General features: G+C 31.0%; 22 protein-coding genes. All 22 read right to left on the reverse strand.

Annotation, left to right across the window (positions count from 1 at the left end; all coding sequences use genetic code 11):
* Nucleotides 1-138: 138 nt before the first annotated feature.
* Nucleotides 139-801 carry an adenylate kinase gene (locus LJD32_RS08145; RefSeq protein WP_032090013.1) on the reverse strand — a complete coding sequence of 221 codons (663 nt, stop codon included), beginning with the start codon at nucleotides 799-801 and terminating at the stop codon, nucleotides 139-141.
* 123 nt (nucleotides 802-924) lie between these two features.
* Nucleotides 925-2,898 carry an ATP-binding protein gene (locus tag LJD32_RS08150; protein ID WP_227392107.1) on the reverse strand — a complete coding sequence of 658 codons (1,974 nt, stop codon included), beginning with the start codon at nucleotides 2,896-2,898 and terminating at the stop codon, nucleotides 925-927.
* A complete protein-coding gene (locus LJD32_RS08155; protein WP_032090012.1) occupies nucleotides 2,895-3,563 on the reverse strand; it encodes a response regulator transcription factor in 669 nt (222 codons plus the stop codon). Before LJD32_RS08155 ends, LJD32_RS08150 begins: the two co-directional genes overlap by 4 nt.
* Before the next feature lie 67 nt (nucleotides 3,564-3,630).
* Nucleotides 3,631-3,930 (reverse strand): GNAT family N-acetyltransferase, encoded by a 300-nt coding sequence (locus LJD32_RS08160; protein ID WP_227392132.1) that lies wholly within the window; start codon nucleotides 3,928-3,930, stop codon nucleotides 3,631-3,633.
* Nucleotides 3,931-4,048: 118 nt separating this feature from the next.
* The gene (locus LJD32_RS08165) at nucleotides 4,049-4,642 is read right to left on the reverse strand and encodes a nucleotidyltransferase family protein (protein WP_052010861.1); all 594 of its coding nucleotides are present in this window, start codon (nucleotides 4,640-4,642) and stop codon (nucleotides 4,049-4,051) included.
* Nucleotides 4,642-6,924 (reverse strand): xanthine dehydrogenase family protein molybdopterin-binding subunit, encoded by a 2,283-nt coding sequence (locus tag LJD32_RS08170; RefSeq protein WP_227392108.1) that lies wholly within the window; start codon nucleotides 6,922-6,924, stop codon nucleotides 4,642-4,644. The genes LJD32_RS08165 and LJD32_RS08170 overlap by 1 nt, the downstream gene beginning before the upstream one ends.
* On the reverse strand, nucleotides 6,924-7,391 hold the full coding sequence (locus tag LJD32_RS08175; protein ID WP_032090010.1) for a (2Fe-2S)-binding protein: 468 nt from the start codon (nucleotides 7,389-7,391) through the stop codon (nucleotides 6,924-6,926). Before LJD32_RS08175 ends, LJD32_RS08170 begins: the two co-directional genes overlap by 1 nt.
* Nucleotides 7,381-8,178 (reverse strand): FAD binding domain-containing protein, encoded by a 798-nt coding sequence (locus LJD32_RS08180; protein WP_227392109.1) that lies wholly within the window; start codon nucleotides 8,176-8,178, stop codon nucleotides 7,381-7,383. The genes LJD32_RS08175 and LJD32_RS08180 overlap by 11 nt, the downstream gene beginning before the upstream one ends.
* A 13-nt stretch (nucleotides 8,179-8,191) precedes the next feature.
* The gene (locus LJD32_RS08185) at nucleotides 8,192-9,586 is read right to left on the reverse strand and encodes a uracil-xanthine permease family protein (RefSeq protein ID WP_227392110.1); all 1,395 of its coding nucleotides are present in this window, start codon (nucleotides 9,584-9,586) and stop codon (nucleotides 8,192-8,194) included.
* 114 nt (nucleotides 9,587-9,700) lie between these two features.
* Nucleotides 9,701-11,086 (reverse strand): selenium cofactor biosynthesis protein YqeC, encoded by a 1,386-nt coding sequence (gene yqeC / locus LJD32_RS08190; RefSeq protein ID WP_227392111.1) that lies wholly within the window; start codon nucleotides 11,084-11,086, stop codon nucleotides 9,701-9,703.
* The gene (locus tag LJD32_RS08195) at nucleotides 11,076-12,200 is read right to left on the reverse strand and encodes an aminotransferase class V-fold PLP-dependent enzyme (protein WP_227392112.1); all 1,125 of its coding nucleotides are present in this window, start codon (nucleotides 12,198-12,200) and stop codon (nucleotides 11,076-11,078) included. The genes yqeC and LJD32_RS08195 overlap by 11 nt, the downstream gene beginning before the upstream one ends.
* Nucleotides 12,187-12,996, reverse strand: coding sequence for a selenium-dependent molybdenum cofactor biosynthesis protein YqeB (yqeB, locus tag LJD32_RS08200; RefSeq protein ID WP_175300869.1), 810 nt, complete (start codon nucleotides 12,994-12,996; stop codon nucleotides 12,187-12,189). Before yqeB ends, LJD32_RS08195 begins: the two co-directional genes overlap by 14 nt.
* A gap of 7 nt (nucleotides 12,997-13,003) precedes the next feature.
* A complete protein-coding gene (gene yedF, locus LJD32_RS08205; RefSeq protein ID WP_032090004.1) occupies nucleotides 13,004-13,573 on the reverse strand; it encodes a sulfurtransferase-like selenium metabolism protein YedF in 570 nt (189 codons plus the stop codon).
* Nucleotides 13,574-13,582: 9 nt separating this feature from the next.
* Nucleotides 13,583-14,602, reverse strand: coding sequence for a selenide, water dikinase SelD (selD, locus tag LJD32_RS08210; RefSeq protein WP_227392113.1), 1,020 nt, complete (start codon nucleotides 14,600-14,602; stop codon nucleotides 13,583-13,585).
* Nucleotides 14,603-14,833, reverse strand: a complete 231-nt coding sequence (locus LJD32_RS08215; RefSeq protein ID WP_032090002.1) for a DUF3343 domain-containing protein — start codon at nucleotides 14,831-14,833, stop codon at nucleotides 14,603-14,605.
* Nucleotides 14,826-15,176 carry a winged helix-turn-helix domain-containing protein gene (locus tag LJD32_RS08220; protein ID WP_048923033.1) on the reverse strand — a complete coding sequence of 117 codons (351 nt, stop codon included), beginning with the start codon at nucleotides 15,174-15,176 and terminating at the stop codon, nucleotides 14,826-14,828. The genes LJD32_RS08215 and LJD32_RS08220 overlap by 8 nt, the downstream gene beginning before the upstream one ends.
* Before the next feature lie 2 nt (nucleotides 15,177-15,178).
* The gene (locus LJD32_RS08225; RefSeq protein WP_227392114.1) at nucleotides 15,179-16,195 is read right to left on the reverse strand and encodes a molybdopterin-binding protein; all 1,017 of its coding nucleotides are present in this window, start codon (nucleotides 16,193-16,195) and stop codon (nucleotides 15,179-15,181) included.
* 1 nt (nucleotide 16,196) lies between these two features.
* Nucleotides 16,197-16,976, reverse strand: coding sequence for a molybdate ABC transporter substrate-binding protein (gene modA / locus LJD32_RS08230; protein ID WP_227392115.1), 780 nt, complete (start codon nucleotides 16,974-16,976; stop codon nucleotides 16,197-16,199).
* Nucleotides 16,976-17,620: an ATP-binding cassette domain-containing protein gene (locus tag LJD32_RS08235; RefSeq protein WP_032089998.1), complete on the reverse strand. Its 645-nt coding sequence runs from the start codon at nucleotides 17,618-17,620 to the stop codon at nucleotides 16,976-16,978. The genes modA and LJD32_RS08235 overlap by 1 nt, the downstream gene beginning before the upstream one ends.
* The gene (gene modB / locus LJD32_RS08240) at nucleotides 17,621-18,316 is read right to left on the reverse strand and encodes a molybdate ABC transporter permease subunit (RefSeq protein WP_227392116.1); all 696 of its coding nucleotides are present in this window, start codon (nucleotides 18,314-18,316) and stop codon (nucleotides 17,621-17,623) included.
* Entirely contained in the window at nucleotides 18,291-19,232 is a 942-nt protein-coding gene (locus tag LJD32_RS08245) for a molybdenum cofactor synthesis domain-containing protein (protein WP_227392117.1), read from the reverse strand. The genes modB and LJD32_RS08245 overlap by 26 nt, the downstream gene beginning before the upstream one ends.
* Complete coding sequence (moaC, locus tag LJD32_RS08250) at nucleotides 19,217-19,696, reverse strand: cyclic pyranopterin monophosphate synthase MoaC (protein WP_032089996.1); 480 nt, start codon at nucleotides 19,694-19,696, stop codon at nucleotides 19,217-19,219. The genes LJD32_RS08245 and moaC overlap by 16 nt, the downstream gene beginning before the upstream one ends.
* Nucleotide 19,697: the final 1 nt, after the last annotated feature.

Genomic DNA, 19,697 nt, shown 5'->3' on the forward strand with positions numbered 1-19,697 from the left:
TCCTCCACCAATTGTTACAATTTTTACAGGTTTTTTACTCATTTTTATATCCTCCATTTTTGACACATTCATTATAGCATAGAGGTATAGACAAGTACGTTTCTTTCATAAAATGAAAAAAATAGAAGCTTTTCACTTCTATTTTAATTCATCTAATACTTTATAAATTTCTTCAGCAACTTCATCCATTGATTGATTTCCATCAACATTAGTAAGTTCACCTAACATCGTGTAGTAATCAATTAAAGGTTTTGTTTGTTTATTGTAAGTATCAATACGTACTTGAACTGCTTCTTCACTTTCATCAGAACGTTGTGTTAATTCTCCACCACATACGTCACAAACACCTTCTTTTTTTGGTGGGTTATAAACGATATGATATGATTTTCCACAATCAGCACAAGTTCTTCTTCCTGATAAACGTTTAACTAAGACATCTTCAGGAATATCTAAGTTGATTACAGCATCAATTTTAAAATTGAACATTGAACAAATATCAGCTAATTTTCTAGCTTGAATGATTGTTCTTGGGAAACCATCTAAGATGAAACCATTTTTAAATTCTTCAGTGTTAATATTTTCTTCTAAATATTCTTGAATCATTTGAATTGTAAAATCATCTGGTACTAAATAACCAAAAGAAATAAAATATTTAGCAATAACACCAAATTTTGTTTCTTCTTTAATTGCTTTTCTAAATAAATCTCCTGTAGAAATTTGTTTTAAACCATATTTTTCCACCAATTTAGCAGCTTGAGTTCCTTTACCAGCACCTGGTGGACCCATTAAAATTATATTCATTACTATCTCTCCTTTAAGCAATGCCTATTATATGCTTTTTTTTCATTAAATGGAACTAATTTATGAAAAAAAGAATACTTTTTTAACGATTCTATAATTCTTTTTTAAAGAAAGGGTTTTCATTTATTTTTTCCATCTAAAATAAAACTCTACACCGTCTTCTAAATTATGAACTCCATAACTCATTTCATGAAGTTCTAAAATATTTCTAACGATTGCAAGACCCAAGCCTGTACCTTTTTGATCATCACTTACAAAAGATTCCCAAATAGTATCCATACGTTTTTCATCAATTTGTTTTCCCTTATTTTCAATAGAAAACTCATTTTCTTTGATTTTAATTTTAATCGTACTATTAATAAATGCATGTTTGATTGCATTTGATAAATAATTTTGAATAACCATTTCTATTCGTTTTCTATCACTTACAATTAAAACATCTTCTCCTTGTATTTCTATCTTTAATTTTTTATCCATTAATAATTGTTCATAATCATCAACAATATCTTCAGTTAGCTCTCTTAAATCAATTTCTTTTTTATCTAAAGTAACCGCCTTTGCTTCAAGTTTTGATAAATCTAACATTTGTAATACTAAATCATTAATAACACTAATTTCTTTATTGATCACCTCTATATACTTAGCTTTTTTATCTTCATCATCTACATTTTCTAATAAATCAATATTTCCATTAATAATAGCAAGAGGTGTTTTAATCTCATGAGTAAATTGAGCAATAAATTCTTTCCTTAATTGTTCCATTTTTTTCACTTGATCTATTTCTAGATTCAAAGCGTCTATATTTCTTTTCAAGTTAGAAGACATTGTATTTATATGACTTGAAAGACTTGATAACTCATCATTTCCTTTTGTATCTAATACACCTTTAAAATTATTATTTGTGATTTCCATTGCAACACGATCAATTTCTTTAATACGTTTTGTTGTCATATAAGAAATCAAATACGAAAATAAAACAATAAATAAGACACCACCTAAAAGTAATGGAAAATTACTTTTAATTAATTCATCTCTTAATTGATGGAATCCCCGTGTTTTAAAACCATAAAAAACAGCAATTAAGGCATTGGGGGCTGGTTCTTGTCCTTCAACGTAACCATGATGCTCATCTAAAGGAAGAAGTAATACAGTATATGAATAATTATCTAGTATCTTTGTAAAAGAAGCATACGATAATGTTCCTTTTTTAAGCGCATCAGCAATTTCATTTGTCTTTTTTATAGCTGTACGTGAATTTGAATCAATTGAAACATCATCTAAAAAAGTAGCAAGCCCTGCATAGACATTTGAAAAATGTTCATTTACAGCCTTTTTAGATAATTCATTTATTTTTGATGTAGAAACTCTTGTATCCCCATAAGCTTCCTCTTCACTTTTCTTTAAATGTACTTCGCCATTTTCTACATAGGCTTCATAAAATGCTTCAACGGTATTTCCTTTTTTTTGACCAAAGATATCTGTATTATAATGTATAAAAGTCGGTTTAACCTTATAATACCGATTTTTTGTATTATATGTTGATTGTGATGTATCTTTAAAGTTCTTTAATTCTTCAATTTGTCCTTCAAAGTATAAATGAATATCATCATATTTATTTTTTTCAACATCTTTAATTGTTTCTATTAATAACTGATATTGTTCACTTGATAAAGATGACAAATCAATATAATAACGTGCATCATAGAAATCATCAGAATAATCTGTATCTACATCACTCTCGTTAATTTCTACAAAAGGATCATGTACAATAAGTAAATGATCATCTTTTTCATATCCGTATTGTTCGATTGGATTTCCATAAGTATCTAAAAGATATATTTTAGTTGAATCATCTTTAGGTAATTCACTTAACCCTTGTTTTATTTTATCTAAATCAAACTCTCTATACTCTCCATTTTTATTAGAAATAGCTGTACAATAATTTATATAGTCATCTGAAGTACCACTTTGACTGTAATAAAGGAGTTCATTAAAACTTCGATCATACTTATTTTTGACAACATAACCAAATACTACCATAAAAGAAATAAATAAACAAATAAACACCTTAAACTGAATACTTCTTATCTTCTTCATGATTCTTCTCCTTTCCACATATATCCTGTTTTAACAATGGTTTGAATATAATAAGAATATTTTCCCAATCGTTTCCTTAAACGTTTAATATATGTATCTACTGCTCGACCATCCCCATAATAATCATAGCCCCACAAAGTATCTAAAATTTTTTCTCTTGATAAAACAATTCCTTGATTTTTCATTAAGTATCGAAGAAGTTTAAATTCTTTATCTGTTAAAACAATATCATTTTCTTCAATCACTAAAATATGTTTATCTAAATCCAAAATCACTTTTCCTGACTGAAGTTGATTCGTTTCAATCTTTTTATTTCTTTTTAAAAGTGCTAAACATTTTGCATACAACAAAGAAGGTTTAAATGGTTTAGTAATATAATCATCTGCCCCATATTCATAAGCCTTTAATTGGTTTTCATCTTCTGATAAAGCACTTATAAAAACGATGAGCGTATTATATTGACTTCTAATTTGTTTACAAACTTCATAGCCATCAATTCCTGGCATCATAATGTCAAGTAAAATGATATCGATTGTATCATCTAATATTGCTAATCCTTCATAACCATTTTGAGCTTCTATAACCTCTATTTCTTTATGATCAAAATACTCTTTAACAAAGTCTCTTACTTCTTTATGATCTTCTATCATTAATGCTTTATACATTACTACCACCTCTTCAACTTTATTGTAGCATGACTATGTGTAAAAGATGTGAAAAAAAAGGTGACGGTTAGTCATCTAGTTCTTTCGTATAATTATAATGTAATTTTTCATAACCTTGTCTTTCATAAAAACGATGCGCATCTTTACGATAAGTGGAAGTAGAAAGCTCAATTTGTTCGAATTGCTTATCTTTTGCAATCTCTTCAATTTTTTCAATAAGTTGTTTACCAATTTTAAAACTTCTTTTTTCTGGTAAAATAACAAGTTCTACAATTTCACCTGTATCATGGTCATGATGTAAATAATGATGTATTTTAAAACTTAGAAATCCTTCAATTTTTTCATCTCGATAAACTAAATAAATAATATCTGCATTTTTTAAAGAATTTTAAAAAATGCAATCAAAGTGTTCTTTATTAATTTCTTTATTTTCTAAAATACAAATCAAATTATAGATTTCTTCTTTATCTTCTAATTTAGCCTATTCAATCATATTCTTCTTCCTTTATCAGTTTTTGTAAGTCATTTTGATAATCAATATCATAAAGTTCTTTTTCATTTTCAATTCTAAAATAGAAACATTCTTGTGGATATTTATTAACGATCTTACGCCCTCCTTGATCTTCTTTTAAAGAATATAACTCATTGAAATAGTCTTTAGAAAAAATCACAGGATTTCCTACTCTATCTTTAAACATTAAAGAACATATAGAATAAGATGATTGATTAAATGTATCAATCATCTTATTGAGTGTTTGATAAGATAGATAGGGTTGATCGGCAACCATAAACATCATTTGATAGTCATCATCTTGATTGATATGATTTAAAGCAGCTTTAATAGAATAGGAAATTCCTCTTTCACTTAAAGGGCTTTTATAACTATGAATATATTTTTCTTGTATATCAATTGTATTAGAAACAACGATAATTTCTAGATCATTACGATATTTTAATAATTGTTTCAAAGTATCAATTCCATAAAGATAAAGCTCTTTTCCTTTAAAAAGCGCATGTAACTTATCTTCTTTAAAACGACGACTATTTCCTGCTGCTAAATAAATAATATATGTTTTCATTATTCATCGATTGCCATTAAGATTTTTTCAGGAGTCATTGGAAGATCTTTTAAATACTTACCAGTTGCTCGATAGATGGCATTGGCGATTGCAGGAGATGGTGTATTAATAACAATTTCACCAATCGATTTTGCACCAAATGGACCAGTTGGTTCATAGCTACTTTCAAATTCAACTCTAATTTTTCCCATATCCAAACGTGTAGGAATTTTATATTGCATAAAAGAATTTTCAGGAATAGCACCACGTTTTGTATATTGAACATCTTCATAGAGAGCCATACCAATTCCTTGAACTAAGCCCCCTTCTGTTTGAACCCGTGCTAAATTTGTATTAATAACAGTGCCGCAATCAACAACAGCAACATAATCAAGAATATCAACTTGTCCTGTTTCTTTATCAAGTTCAATTTCAACCATTCCTACCATATAAGGTGGTGGCGAAATTGGAGATGAATGGGTAACTGTAACCTGTGTTTCGATATTATTTCCACACATGGCTTTTAAAGCAAGCTCCTTTAAAGTTAAAAGTTCGTTTGTCTTTAAATTTTTAACACCTTGTGAGGTGAATTCAACATCTTCTTTTTCACAATGAAATGTTTGTAAAGCAAGGTTACATAAATTATTTTTTAATTTTTCACAAGCTTGCTCTACTGCCTTTCCTGTTACATAAGTTGTTGAAGAGGCATAAGAACCTGAATCATAAGGTGAAATATCTGTATCTGCCCCAAAAACAACAATTTGATCAACGTCACAATCTAAACATTCGGCCGCCATTTGTGCAAGAATGGTGTCACAACCTGTTCCCATGTCAGCTGCCCCAATATGAAGTGTATAATAACCATCATCTTCAAGTTTTAATGTGGCGGAACCAACATCAACCCCTGAAATACCAGATCCTTGCATAGCCATGGCTACTCCAGAACTTCTAATTTTACCGTTTTCTAAAACACGTACTTTTGATTTGTTTTCCCAATCAAAAAGTTTTTTAGCATGCTCCATACATTTGTCTAAGGCGCATGCTTTTGCAACCTCATTATAATAAGCCCCCATTGTTTGACCTTGTCTAACCATATTCTTTTCTCGAATAACTACTGGGTCAATACCTAAAATTCCTGCCATTTCACTAACAATCGATTCTACCGCAAAAAGTCCTTGCGTAGCGCCATAGCCACGATAGGCACCAGCAGCTTGACAGTTAGTATAAACAACATCATAAGAGAATTTAAAGGCTTCAAGATTATTTGTATAAAGTGGAATCGATTTATGTCCCGATAAACCTACTGTTGTTGGTCCATGCTCACCAAAAGCACCACTATTTGAAAGCGTATAAACATCCATTGCACGAATTGTTCCATCATTCATTGCTCCTAATTTAACAGTCACTTGCATTTCATGACGCGGTGTAGAGGCAATTTGTGATTCTTTTCGACTATAAATCATTTTAGAAGGTTTCTTGGTCATCCATGTTACAAAAGCAGGATAAACTTCAGCTACAACAGTTTGTTTAGCCCCAAATCCTCCTCCAATTCTTGGTTTTTCAACACGAATTTTCGATTGAGGAATATCTAATGCGTTAGCAAGAATTCTTCGACAATGGAAAACAATTTGGGTTGAAGAAATAACATGAAGTCTTCCATAAGGGTCAATTTCACAATAAGTTCTAAAAGTTTCCATCATTGCTTGTTGGTTTGCTCTTGTATGATAGATTCTTTCAATGACTTGATCACAAGAAGCAAACACTTTTTCTAAATCACCTTGACTTGAAGAATCTGTTGCCACAAGATTTCTATGATTATCAGCACCTACTGGACATAAAGCTTTCCAATTTTCTTCAGGATGAACTAAGATGTTATTATCTTTTGCTTTCGTAAAATCAAGAACTGGTGTTAAAACTTGATATTTTACTTTAATAATTTTTAAAGCACGATCAACAACCTTTTCATTAATACCAGCAACAATAGCAACAGCATCTCCTACAAAACGAACTCTTTGATCTAAAATTAAACGATCATAAGGACTTGGTTCTGGAGACGTTTGACCTGCCATGGTAAAACGTTTTTGAGGGACATCTTTATACGTATAAACAGCTTCAATACCTGGGATTTTTTGAGCTTTAGAAACATCAATTTCTTCAATCAAAGCATGAGCATGTGGTGATCTTAACACTTTAACAACTAAACAGTCTTGACTTGTTATGTCATCTACATAAACAGGTTTACCAAGCAAAAGATTCATCGCATCTTTTTTCATGACCGGTTTTTCAATATGTTTATAAGCCATTATTCATTCCCCTTTTCTTCAAGATAGTTTAGGTAATTTTTTATTCCTCTAAGTTGTCCTTCATAACCTGAACAACGACATAAATTTCCAGCTAAAAATTCTTTAATTTCATCATCACTTGGATGAGGATTTTCTTTTAATAAAGCAAGTGTATTCATCATAAATCCAGGATTACAAAAACCACATTGTTCAGCTCCTTGACTAGCAATAAATGTTGCTAGTGGTTTTGCTTCTTCTTGCATTCCTTCTAAAGTAACTACTTTTGCACCATTTGCACGCATTGCAAGAATACTGCATGAAAGCACTGGTTTATCATTTAATAAAACCGTACATAATCCACAGTTACTTGTATCACAACCACGTTTAACACTATAGCAACCATTTTTTCTCACAAAATCAATAAGTAATAAATCAGGCTCAATATCTTGTACAATTCTTTCTCCATTTAAAGTTAATTTAATTTCCATATACATCCTCCTTCAATTGAAGAAAAGCTCTTTTTATTAAAACTTTTGCAATCTTTTGACGATATTCTCTAGATGCTCTTGAATTGCTTCCTAATTTTAATTCTGATAAAACACATTTTGTAAAATTTTGAATATTTTCTTCAGTAATACCTGCTTCAAAATAACTATCTCCATTAATAGCTACAGCATGTAACGGTCTTGCTCCAATGATACATGTATAATGTTGATTTATATTACTAACAGCACAGGTTAAAACAGGAAAATCTGTTGAAATATTTCTTTGTGATAAATAAACCACATTTGTTGGTACTTTTTTAATAATAACTTTTGTAAGAATATCTTTTGTAAATTTCATATTCGCAAATTCTTTGATAGAAACCCGCCCAGTTGGATAAAGTTCTACCTCACAATCAAGCGCCATAAAAAGTGTTAAAACATCAGAAAAACCAAACCTTCCATAAATAGACCCACCAATTGTCGCTAAGTTTCTAAATTGAACACCGACAATATGACGTACACTTTCTTTAATAGCTCCTTGTGTAAAATGGTTTAATTGTTCATTTGTTTCAAGCTCTCTTAAAGTAACCATAGCACCAATATGTATTTCATCATCTATTTCTTCAATTTGATCTAAATGTAAATCAGATAGATCAATAGCAAAATTAACATTTCTATTTTGCATTTTAAGCCATAACATACCACCTAAAACAACACTCAGCGGTTTTTTTGCATATTCATAAGCTTCCTCAATTGTTTGAGGTCGCACATAATTTCTAATCGATAACAAAGAAAGCCCTCCTTTATTGTTTTTCTTTTGGTAATAAAATATTTAAAATAATTGCTACAAAAGCAGCAGGTACAATTCCTGATTCTCCACAAATCATTTGAATTGCTTGTGGAAGTTGCATTAAAATTGCACTATTTGCACCAATACCATAACCTAATCCTAAAGCAACTGAAACAATTGTCATTGAACGAGCAGTAAGAGGTTCTTTGGTAATCAATTGAATTCCAGACATAACAATCGATGAAAACATGATGACTGCTGCTCCACCTAATACGGATTGAGGCATAATTGAAACAAGTGCCGCTAATTTAGGAAATAAACCACAAATAATTAGGAAAATCGCACCACACGCCAAAGCAAAACGATTGACAATTTTAGTCATTGTTACTAACCCAACATTTTGTGAAAAAGATGTATTAGGTAAAACACCAAATAAAGCAGCAATGGATGAACCAATACCATCACAGATCACACCACCTGATAATTCTTGATCTGTAGCTTCTCTTGACATTCCGCCTTCCATAACACCAGAAATATCCCCAACAGTTTCAACAGCTGTAACAATAAACATAATTAAAACTGGTAAAATTGCTCTTAAATCAAAAACTGGTTTTACTGGCATGAGTTTTGGTAAGGCAAACCATTTTGCTTGAGCCACCTTATCCCAATTTAAAACCCATGATTTAACAAACTCTGTTCCATCACTGGCAACACCTGTTGTTGAAATAAACAATGGTAAAATCATACATAAAACATAACCACAAATAATTCCAATTAAAACAGCCGAATTACTTAGCATTCCTTTTGTACCATGTTTAAAAGCTAAAATAACAACTAAAACAAATAAACCAATTAAAAGATTTTCTACAGATCCATAATCTTTAGCACTACTTCCTCCCCCGAAAGAAGCAACACCAACACCAATTAAAGACAAACCAATGGATAAAACAACTGTTCCTGTAACAACAGACGGAAAGAAACGACGTAATGGTTTTAAAAGAAAACCTAAAACCGTTTCAAATAAACCACCAATAATACTTGCTCCCATGATGGCACCATATCCTAAAACACCACCACCCATTACATGAGCAACACTTTGGAAAACACCAATAAATCCTGAACTTGTTCCCATGATAATTGGGACTTTCCCACCAATAGGACCTATTGAAAATAATTGTACTAAAGTAACAACACCTGCAATAAGCATTGCATTTTGTAAAAGTGAAACTTGAATTGCAGCAAATACATCTGCATCATGCATTGCAGCACAAGCCCCCGTAATAATAAGTACTGGTGTTAAGTTACCAACGAACATTGCTAGAACGTGTTGTAAACCTAAAATAATTGCCTGTTTTAAAGGAATTTTCCCTTCAAAATCATAAGGACTTGTATACTCTTTTTTCTCCATATTCTCTCTCCCTCACATTAAATTAACCTTCTAAAAACAAGAAAATTGTAGCATAACTCTATTTTTTCATCAAGATAATACAAAAAAATAGAGTTATAGACATAAAAAAAGCAGCTAATGCTGCTTTATAGGAAGAAATAAAACATCATTACTTCCTCCACAAATCATTCCTAAATTGGCACTTTCGCTATTATTTAATTCATAATGTTTCATCATTACCTCATGACAATTCTTAGCATCTAAAATAGCTTGATATTCTTCTCTTCCCCCACCAATAGAACCAATAATTCCTTTTTCATTTACAAACATCATACTACCAACTGTACGTGGTGTTGATCCTTTTTTATCGATAATAATACATAAAACACCATCACCTTGTACTTCTAATAAGTCACTTGTCATGCTTGAATATTGATGTTCATTTTTAATAGCTATAATTTCAGACATGATACTGACGGCAATCTCTGCAGGAGTTATCGCTTTTATTGAAAGTCCAATAGGGGCATGTACTTTATCAAGTTCAACTTGTTGATACCCTTCTTCTAATAAAGCATCATAAGTTTGTTTAACTTTCTTCTTGCTTCCAATCATTCCTACATAAAGACTTTGTCGAAAAAGTGTCTTTTTTAAACACAAACGATCATCTTTATGTCCTCTTGTCACAATGACATAACATGTATTTGCTTCCTTAGGAAAATAGGAATCAGCTTTATCAAAAGAAACACAATGAATTTCATTTGCTTCTGGAAATAATTCTTTACATGCAAATTCTTTTCTTTCATCAATAACAATCGTATAGAAATCCAACATAGAAGCAACTTTACTTACATATTGGCTCACATGTCCTGCACCCAAAATAACAAGTTTCGGTTGTGGCAAGAACCATTCTTCATTAATAAGTGTTACTTCCTTTTGATTTTCTAATAACGAAGCTAGTGCTTTTTCATAAAGCGAACTTACTCCGTTTACTTGAATTTTAATAGGAACATTATATTTATTAATTTTTTTTAAATAGATGTTGATAAGTTGTTGAATAAAAAGACTATCTACTTTTTGATTTCCATCAACTTTCATTTCTTGATAACCATGAACAACATCTTGAACAGGTTTTCCAAGTCCCTTTAAAGAAGTAATTAAAATAATTTCATTACTGTCTTTGTCTACAGCAGGTTCATGATTTCTTGGATATTTTAAAGGAAATCCATGGGAACCATCAGCTTCAATTAAAATTACATCTATTTCTTTTTTTAATCTTTCTAACACTTCATCATCTAAAGCTTTAATTTTTTGATTTTTGGCTTTGCCACCTGCATGTACGTAGCCATGCTTTTTAATTTCATTTATTATTTCTTCATAACTCGGATCGACTAGTGTCTTTTCTTCAATTTTCATATGAGTAGAAGTTGTCATTAAAACACTCTTACCTTCTTTTAAATATTGATCTTTTAACTGTTTTATTTTTGTTGTCTTTCCACCTGAACCAATAACACTAATTATCATAATTATCCTCACTAATTTCTTTAATTGCTTTGATGAAAAATTGTATTTCTTCTTTTGTATTCATAAATGAAAGTGATACTCTTACGATTCCACTTTTCACTGTATTGAGATGTTGATGCATCAAAGGAGCACAATGAGTACCGCAACGAATTGCAATGCCATATTTATTATTTAAAAGATCTGCCACTTGAAAACTATCCATTCCTTGTATATTAAATGCAAGAATTGGTGTTCTTTCTTTAAAATCGCCATACAAAACAACTTGTGGAATATTTTTTAAACCATCATATAAAAGTTTAACTAATTCATTTGTGTATTTTGATTTTTCATCTTGATGTTTCATTAAATAACAAACCCCTGCCTTTAAAGAAGCGATTCCTGTCATATTACGTGTCCCCGCTTCAACATGTTCAGGATAGTAATCACTTTGAAAATGATTAAAAGAGTCCATTCCTGTTCCACCACTTATTAAAGGTTCTATTTCTATAGATTGAGCTAAACAAAAACCACCAACTCCACTATTTCCAAGCAATCCTTTATGACCACTAAAACATAAAATATCTAAATTCATCTTTTCCATATCAATGAAAAGATGTCCCGCACTTTGAGCAATATCACTCATCATCAAAATACCATGTTCGTGCGCTAGTTTTCCAATTTCAGCAATTGGATAAATTTCACCCGTTACATTAGAACTATGTGTTACAATAATCATTTTTGTCTTTTTTTGAAGATGTTTTTTAATATTCTCTACTGTAGGTGAGGTAATAGATAACGTAATAATATTTGCTTTTTCTAATTGATAAAGTGGTCTTAAAACACTGTTATGTTCAGCGTAGGTCGTAATCACATGATCTCCTTTTTTGAGAATACCTTTAATACATGTATTGAGACTTTCGGTATTTCCACTATTTAAAACCACACATCCATCTTGAGGTACATGAAAATATTCTTTAATAAGTTTGCGTGTTTGATAAATCAAACGACTCGCATTTAAACTTGTCACACTGGTAGAACGATTCGCATTGGTGCAATGATTCATACAATCAATTACTGCATCTTGAACTTCTTTAATTTTAGGAAAACTGGTTGCTGCTTGATCAAGATAAATCATTTCTATGTCCTCTTAAATAAAAGATAGCTTCAATGACACCACCAGCAATGCAGCGTGCTTTATCGGAAATCGTAAAACAATTTTCATATTCATCTTCACGTGGGTCAATATCTGCCATTTTAAAACCTTGAGTGACTACAAAGCCTTCTTTAATCAAGCCACGAAGTAATCCATCCATTGTCGCATAAATCGGTGTTTGATCAACGTAAGCAATCACTTCACCTTTTTTAACAATATCTGTTAAATGCCTTACATGTTTTACAGTTCCTGCGCCAGGAGAATGAATAACACGTTCTTTCCCATAACCTTTAATGACACCTGGTACACCTGTATTTTTTAAAGCAGCTCCTTGATAAATCGTTCTTCCTAGTTTATGCCCTCGCATCGTTTCAATAACAACATCAACATCTTTACCTGCCATAAATCCCGGACCTAAAGCAATGGTAATTGGTGCCATCTTTTTTGTTGTTCCTAAATTCTTTTTAGCAAGAATGGCATCAACAACAACCTCTGGCTTGAAATAATCAATGGCTTTAGCCTCTGGATCAATCAATAACGTCACTTTATTTTCCATTAAAAATTGTTTTGCTTCATCATAGTCATGTGCTAAATAACAAGTGACATCTTCTACTTGTTTTTGCGTATCATAAATAGCTTCACAAAAAGCAACATTTCTTCGAATGGCACTTGGTTTTTCAATTTCTAAAATCAAGACCTTAAATCCACATTTAAAAAGTTTATAAATGGTCCCTGTAGCAATATCGCCACCACCTCTTACAATAACTAAATCTTTCATTTATCTTTTATGGCTTAATAACTTTTTCAGCCTTCTCCATTCTTTCAACAATATCATACATATTTGTGACAGCCCCTACTTGTAATAACTCTTTACGGTTAAAGAAATCGAGACATGTTCCACAACTTACAATATCAACACCTTGACTTTCAAGATATTTTAAATCATTTAAAATATCTCCCTCATTTGTAGTAAGGAAAATACCTTCATTATAAAAAATCATTTCTTTAGGTAATTGATCTTGTTTTGTAAGTGCAAAGATAAATGATTTCATTAAAACAGCACCAAGTTCTTCATTACTTCCCATTGTTTTACTTGAAATAACAACAACATCTCCACTTTTTTCATTAAAATCTAATTCTTCATCAATACCTTCTTTAGCAATAATTGCATAAAAATCATCTCCGTCATCACCTGTAACAATTTGATAATGTCTTACTCCTGCAAATTTTGTTAAATTTTCAATCGCAATCTCATTATCAACAAGTACTTTTACTTTATCAATATCTTTTAATAATTCCTTTGTTTTTACAACTGGTAATGGACATTCAAGTCCTCGAGCATCTAAAATTTCCATAATAATCTCCTAACGTACATAAATATCAAATTGATCTTTTTCAACAATTTTACCAATCACATAACAAGCAAGTCCTGCTTGGTTAAAATCATTTAAAATATTTTCTAAATCATCACTTGCAACACTGGCAAGAAGTCCTCCACTTGTTTGTGGATCATAAAGAATTTCTTCTAAAACAAAGTTTTCCTCATCAAAACAAACTTTATTTTTCATTGCATTGCGATTATGCTGTCCGCCTCCACTTAAATAAAATTCATTAACATAATAAGGGCAATCCTTAAAATAGGGAATACTTTGCTTGTCTAAAAATGCACTTGCCTTTTCATCTAGCATTTCATCTAAATGAACAAGTAAACCAAAACCAGTGACATCCGTTAAAGCATGAAGTGTATATTTATTTAAAACATCGAATGCATATTTATTAAGTGTTGTCATACTCTTAAAAACCTCATCAAGTATTTCTTGACGTGCATCATTTAAACGATAAGCATTTAATGTCAATCCTACTCCTAATTTTTTAGTAAGAATTAATGTATCTCCCACTTGTGCTCCATTATTTTGAATCATTTTACTTGGATCTACTATTCCCGTAACACTTAAGCCATATTTTGTTGATTCATCTTTGATGGAATGACCACCTGATAAAACAACTTTAGCTTCTTTTAGTTTATCATTTCCACCTTCAATGATTTTTCCTAAAATATTTAAATCATCTTGATCGTTAAAACAAACAATATTTAAAGCTGTCAAAGGAGTTCCACCCATAGCATAAACATCACTTAAAGCATTCGTTGCTGCAATTTGTCCAAATAAATAAGGATCTTCTACCATTGGTGGAAAGAAATCAAGTGTTGAAACAATAGCTTGATGTTCATTTATTTGATAAACAGAGGCATCATCATGACTATCAAAGCCAACAAGTAAATTAGAATTGGGATATTTATCGATTTTTTCTAAAATATGAGTTAATTTTTTAGCGCCTAATTTAGCACTACAGCCACCACTTTTACAATAAAGCTTTTCTTTCATTTAAAACACAACCTTTACTATTTTTTCATAATGAATTTGATTTTCTTCAAGAAAAATCTTCCACTTTTCCATATCTTTATTTTGACAAGAAAAACACATGCCACATCCTGCATCAATAACAGATGGTTTAGGAATTAAACGTCCTTTCATAGAAGATGTTTGTTTAGCATCTAAATCCATTGCATCATCTAATGAATGAAAAGTAATAATTAAATATTCCTGTTTATTCATCTTCAAAAATCTCCTTAAACCGAACACCTGCATATTCATTCATTTCTTGAATAAATTTTTCATACTTTTCTAACAATTCTTCGCCTTCTTGAGTAAGTTTACTACCACCACCATCTTTACCACCACTAATACGTTCAACAAGAGGCATGTCTAAATCCTCTTCCGCTCTTTTTAAAATTTTCCATGCCTTTGAATTTGACATTTTCATAGCTTTGTAAGCTCCTGATAAGGAACCAAAACTTTGCGTTTTTTTCATCAGTTCATAAACGCCTTTACCAAAACTTTTTTCTTGGTTATAAAGACGAATCTTTAAATCAAATTTCTGTGGATTTTTATAAGTCATTTTTATCCTTTCGAAAGTCCACAATTTGGAAAAGTACAAACAGGACAATTTAAACAAAGTCCTCCTTCACCAAGCAAAGCAAGTTCGTCACTGGTAATTAAATCTTTAGCAAGAAGTCTTGGTAAAACAATATCAAAAATTGTTCGACGTGAATACATAACACATCCTGGTAATCCAACAATTGGAACATCACCTTTATAACTTAATAAAAACATTGCTCCAGGAAGAACAGGTGCACCATAGCTTAATATTTTTGCACCTGTGTTTTTTATCGCCAGTGGTGTTTTATCATCAGGATCAACAGACATTCCTCCTGTGCATAAAACAAGATCCACTCCTTGTTTTAAAGCTTCATTGATTTTACTAGTTGTCATTTCATGATCATCTAATGATAAACTATGGTAAGTAACTTCTACCCCGTATTCTTTTAATTTTTCTACGATGACTGGCGTAAATGTATCTTTAATTCTCCCTTTATAAACCTCTGAACCTGTAGTAATAATTCCTGCTGTTTTTATTTGATAAGGCATGATTTTTAAAATAGGTTTTTGAACTATTTCTTGGATTTGTTGCATCTTTTCTTTTTCAATAACGAGTGGAATAATACGCATGCCTGCAAGTTTATCCCCTTTTTTTACAGGTACATTACCTTGTCTTGTCGCAATCATCATTTGTCCAAAAGAATTGACCTTAAAAAGTTCTTCTCGATTTACTTTAAACAATCCATCAATTGTACTTGTAAGTTCAATCTTTCCTTCACTAATAGCGCTTTTTTTCATATATTCATTGAAACAAAGATTACATAATATTTCTGCTGCATCATTTTCATGCATCATTGTTTCATCTTTTTCAAAAACATAAAGATGTTCTTTTCCTAAATTCAATAATACTTCAATATCTTCTTCTTTAATAATATGACCCTTCTTAAAACGAGGCCCTTTTCTTTGGTCTTTTACAATTTCTGTGATATCATGGCAGAGAACACTACCTATGGCATCTTCTGTTTTAATTTCTTTCATGTTATTTATTAACAGTAAACCCGTAATTTTCAAATTGTTTTAAAGAAGATTTCTTTTGAATGAATTTTAGGAATTTTTCAGTTTCATCACTATGTTTTGTTTTAGCAAGTTTTGCAACTGGGTAAATAACAGGTTCATCTAATAAACTATTTTCACAGGTTGCAAGGACTTTTACATCTTTACTGCTTTTAGCATCTGTTGAATAAACAATACCTACTTCACTTGAAGATGAAGCAACCCAGTTTAATACTTCAGTGACATTTCCCCCTAAACTATATTTTGAACTTAAAGCATCATATAGCCCTAAATGAGTTAATGCCATTTTTGCATATTGACCAGCAGGTACAACTTCAGGATCTCCAATCGCAATTGTTTCTGCTTTTGCGATATTAGCAAAATCTTTTACTTCTGTTGTTGTTTGTTTACCAGTAATTAAAACCAGTTTATTTTCTAATAAATCAACAACATCCTTTTTATTGATGTATTTTTCATCAACAAGAGTATCCATTTGTTTTGTTGCTGCAGAAAAGAAAACATCTGCCTTTAATCCTTGTTCAATTTGAATTTGTAATTTACCACTTGAATCATAAACTCCTTGAACTTTGATATTTGGATTTTCTTTTTCAAATTCAGGAATAAGTTTGTTTTCAAACGTATTTTCCAAACTTGCTGCAGCAGCAAATGTCAATGTTACTTCTTCTTGTTGATCTTGAGTTGATGAACAACCACATAAAGTAACAATCATTAATAAACTACACATTAAACTTAATAACTTTTTCATTATTCCAATCTCCCCCTTTTTATTTTTAATTTATTATCACACATCATTTCCATTTCCTTTGGACTATGTGTTACAAACAGACATTTCTTTTGATATTCAATTAATTTTTTCTTTGTTTCATTTAAAAGCATTTCCTTTAATGATTCATCTAAGGCACTAAAAGGTTCGTCTAATAAAACAAGATTTGTATCATAAACAAGTAACCGTGCTAAAGCAACGCGTTGTTTTTGTCCTCCTGAAAGCTGACGAGGATATCTTTTTTGTAAATCATCTATTTGAAAGTCTTTCATGATTTGTTGAACTTTTTCTTTAATCACTTGTTTATCTTCATGATGTGCTTTTAAAGGAGCAGCAATGTTTTGATAAACATTCATATGATCAAATAATGCGTAATTTTGAAACATGTATCCTATTTTTCTTTTTTGTGGGGAAATATTAATTTTTAAATCACTGTCAAATAAAACTTCATCATCTAAAACAATACGTCCTGCATCCGGTGTCATAATTCCAGCAATACATTTTAAAACCATACTTTTTCCACTTCCACTTGGTCCCATTAAACCAAGGCGGTCTTCATGACTTTCAAAACAGACATCTAAATCGTATTCTGACAATTTTTTAAAGATTACAACTTCTAATTTCATCTAAAAACTCCTTTTTTTCTTAATAGAGTATTGATAAACATTGACACCAACAACAGCTATCAAACAAACAACAACGATAATAAAAACATAAACACCTGCATTATCGTAATTTCCTGACATGACTTCACTATAGACCGCTAAAGGTAAAGTTCTTGTTTTTCCAACTATATTTCCTGCAAGCATAGCCGTTGCTCCAAATTCCCCTAAACCTCTTGCAAAAGATAGAACACCCCCACTAATAATTCCTGGCATAGCTTCAGGTAAAATGACTGTAAAGAAAATGCGTTTTTCTGACATTCCCAGTGTTCTTCCTGAATCAATCAAATCATGATCTATTTGTTCCATGGCCGCTTTGGCACTACGATACATTAAAGGAAAAGAAATCATGACAGCAGCAATAACCGTTGCTGAAAAACTAAAAGTAATTTTATAATGAAAAACATGGAGAAAAAGTTTTCCAATAGGTTGATTAACCCCAAAGATCATTAATAAGAAAAATCCCATAACTGTTGGTGGTAAAATAAGAGGCATGGTAAAAATACCATCTAAAATAATTTTCGTTAAATCATGTTTTCGATTCAACGTCCATTTTGCAAGAAATAAACCTAAAAAGAAAGTAATGACAATTGTAATAATTGCTGTTTTTAAAGAAATATAAAGAGGTGATAAATCAACCATCTTTTCGAGCACAATCATGTGCCTCTCCTTTTAAAATTTCTAACCCATGTTTTAAAGGATCAATAATAATATCTAAACTTTCTTTAACAGCTTTTAAACTTCCTGGCAAATTAATAATCAACGTTTTGTTTCTTAAAACAGATACCCCTCTTGAAAGCATGGCACGATTGGTATATTTCATTGACTCATAGCGAATTGCTTCGCTGATACCTGGTACATTTCGTGTTGCTACTTTTAGTGTGGCTTCTGGTGTGACATCCCGCATACTTAACCCTGTCCCACCAGTAGTAATAATCAAATCATTGTGACAACGATCTGATAAATTAATCAATGCTTGTTCAATTAGCTTTTGTTCATCCGGTAAAATTTCATAAGAAGTGACATAATAGCCTCTTTCTTTAAAATAATCTTGGATGTAAGGTCCACTTAAATCCTCTCTTTGACCCTGACTGCCTTTATCAGAAAGTGTTAAAATTGCCACACGTAAACGTTTATCTCTTTCTTTTAAAACTTCAACTGAGCCATTCAACTGAATCGTTCCTCCTTTTAAAACACGAGAAAATAAGCCATTTGTGGGCATAATACATTTTCCTACTTGATGATAAATAGCACAATGGTTATGGCAGCTTTTCCCAAGTTGAGTAATTTCAAGGATAACATCACCTATTTTAAGACGTGTTCCTATTTCAATTTCATTAAAATCAATTCCTGAAATAAGTAAATTTTCACCAAAAGCACCATCTTCAACAGTAGAACCCATTTTCTTAAATTCTTCTCTTGTTTCATAAGATAACAAGGAAACTTGTCGATGCCAAGAACCTGCATGAGCATCATTTTTAAAGCCATGATTTTCAATAACTTCAATTTTTTCAACAGGTATTTTTGCCGTTCCTTTTTTTTCACTTAAACAGATTGCTTTTACTTGTCCTGCCATTTAAAATCACCACTCTTTCCACCACTTTTACTTATTAAATGAATATTTCTAATTTCCATTTCTTTACTAACAGCCTTTGACATATCATAAATAGTAAGTAGTGTAGCACTCACACCATGGAGTGCTTCCATTTCAACCCCTGTCTTTCCCAAACATGTAACTTGACAATAAGTTTCTATCAATTCTTTTTCATGATTAATATGAAAATCCACGGTAATCTTACTTAAAAGTAAAGGATGGCATAATGGAATAATATCACTGGTTTTCTTTACTGCCATAATTCCAGCAATTCTTGCCACTGAAAGAACATCACCCTTTTTCATTTGATGATTTTCAATTTTTTCAAGTATTTCTTGACCAACACAAATTTCACCATAAGCAATTGCTGTTCTTTGTGTTGTGTCTTTTGAAGATACATCTACCATAATGGCATTTCCTTTTTCATCAAAATGTGTAAAATCCATA

The organism is Faecalibacillus sp. TM498 (assembly GCF_020589955.1).
Lineage (GTDB): Bacteria > Bacillota_I > Bacilli_A > Erysipelotrichales > Coprobacillaceae > Faecalibacillus > Faecalibacillus intestinalis.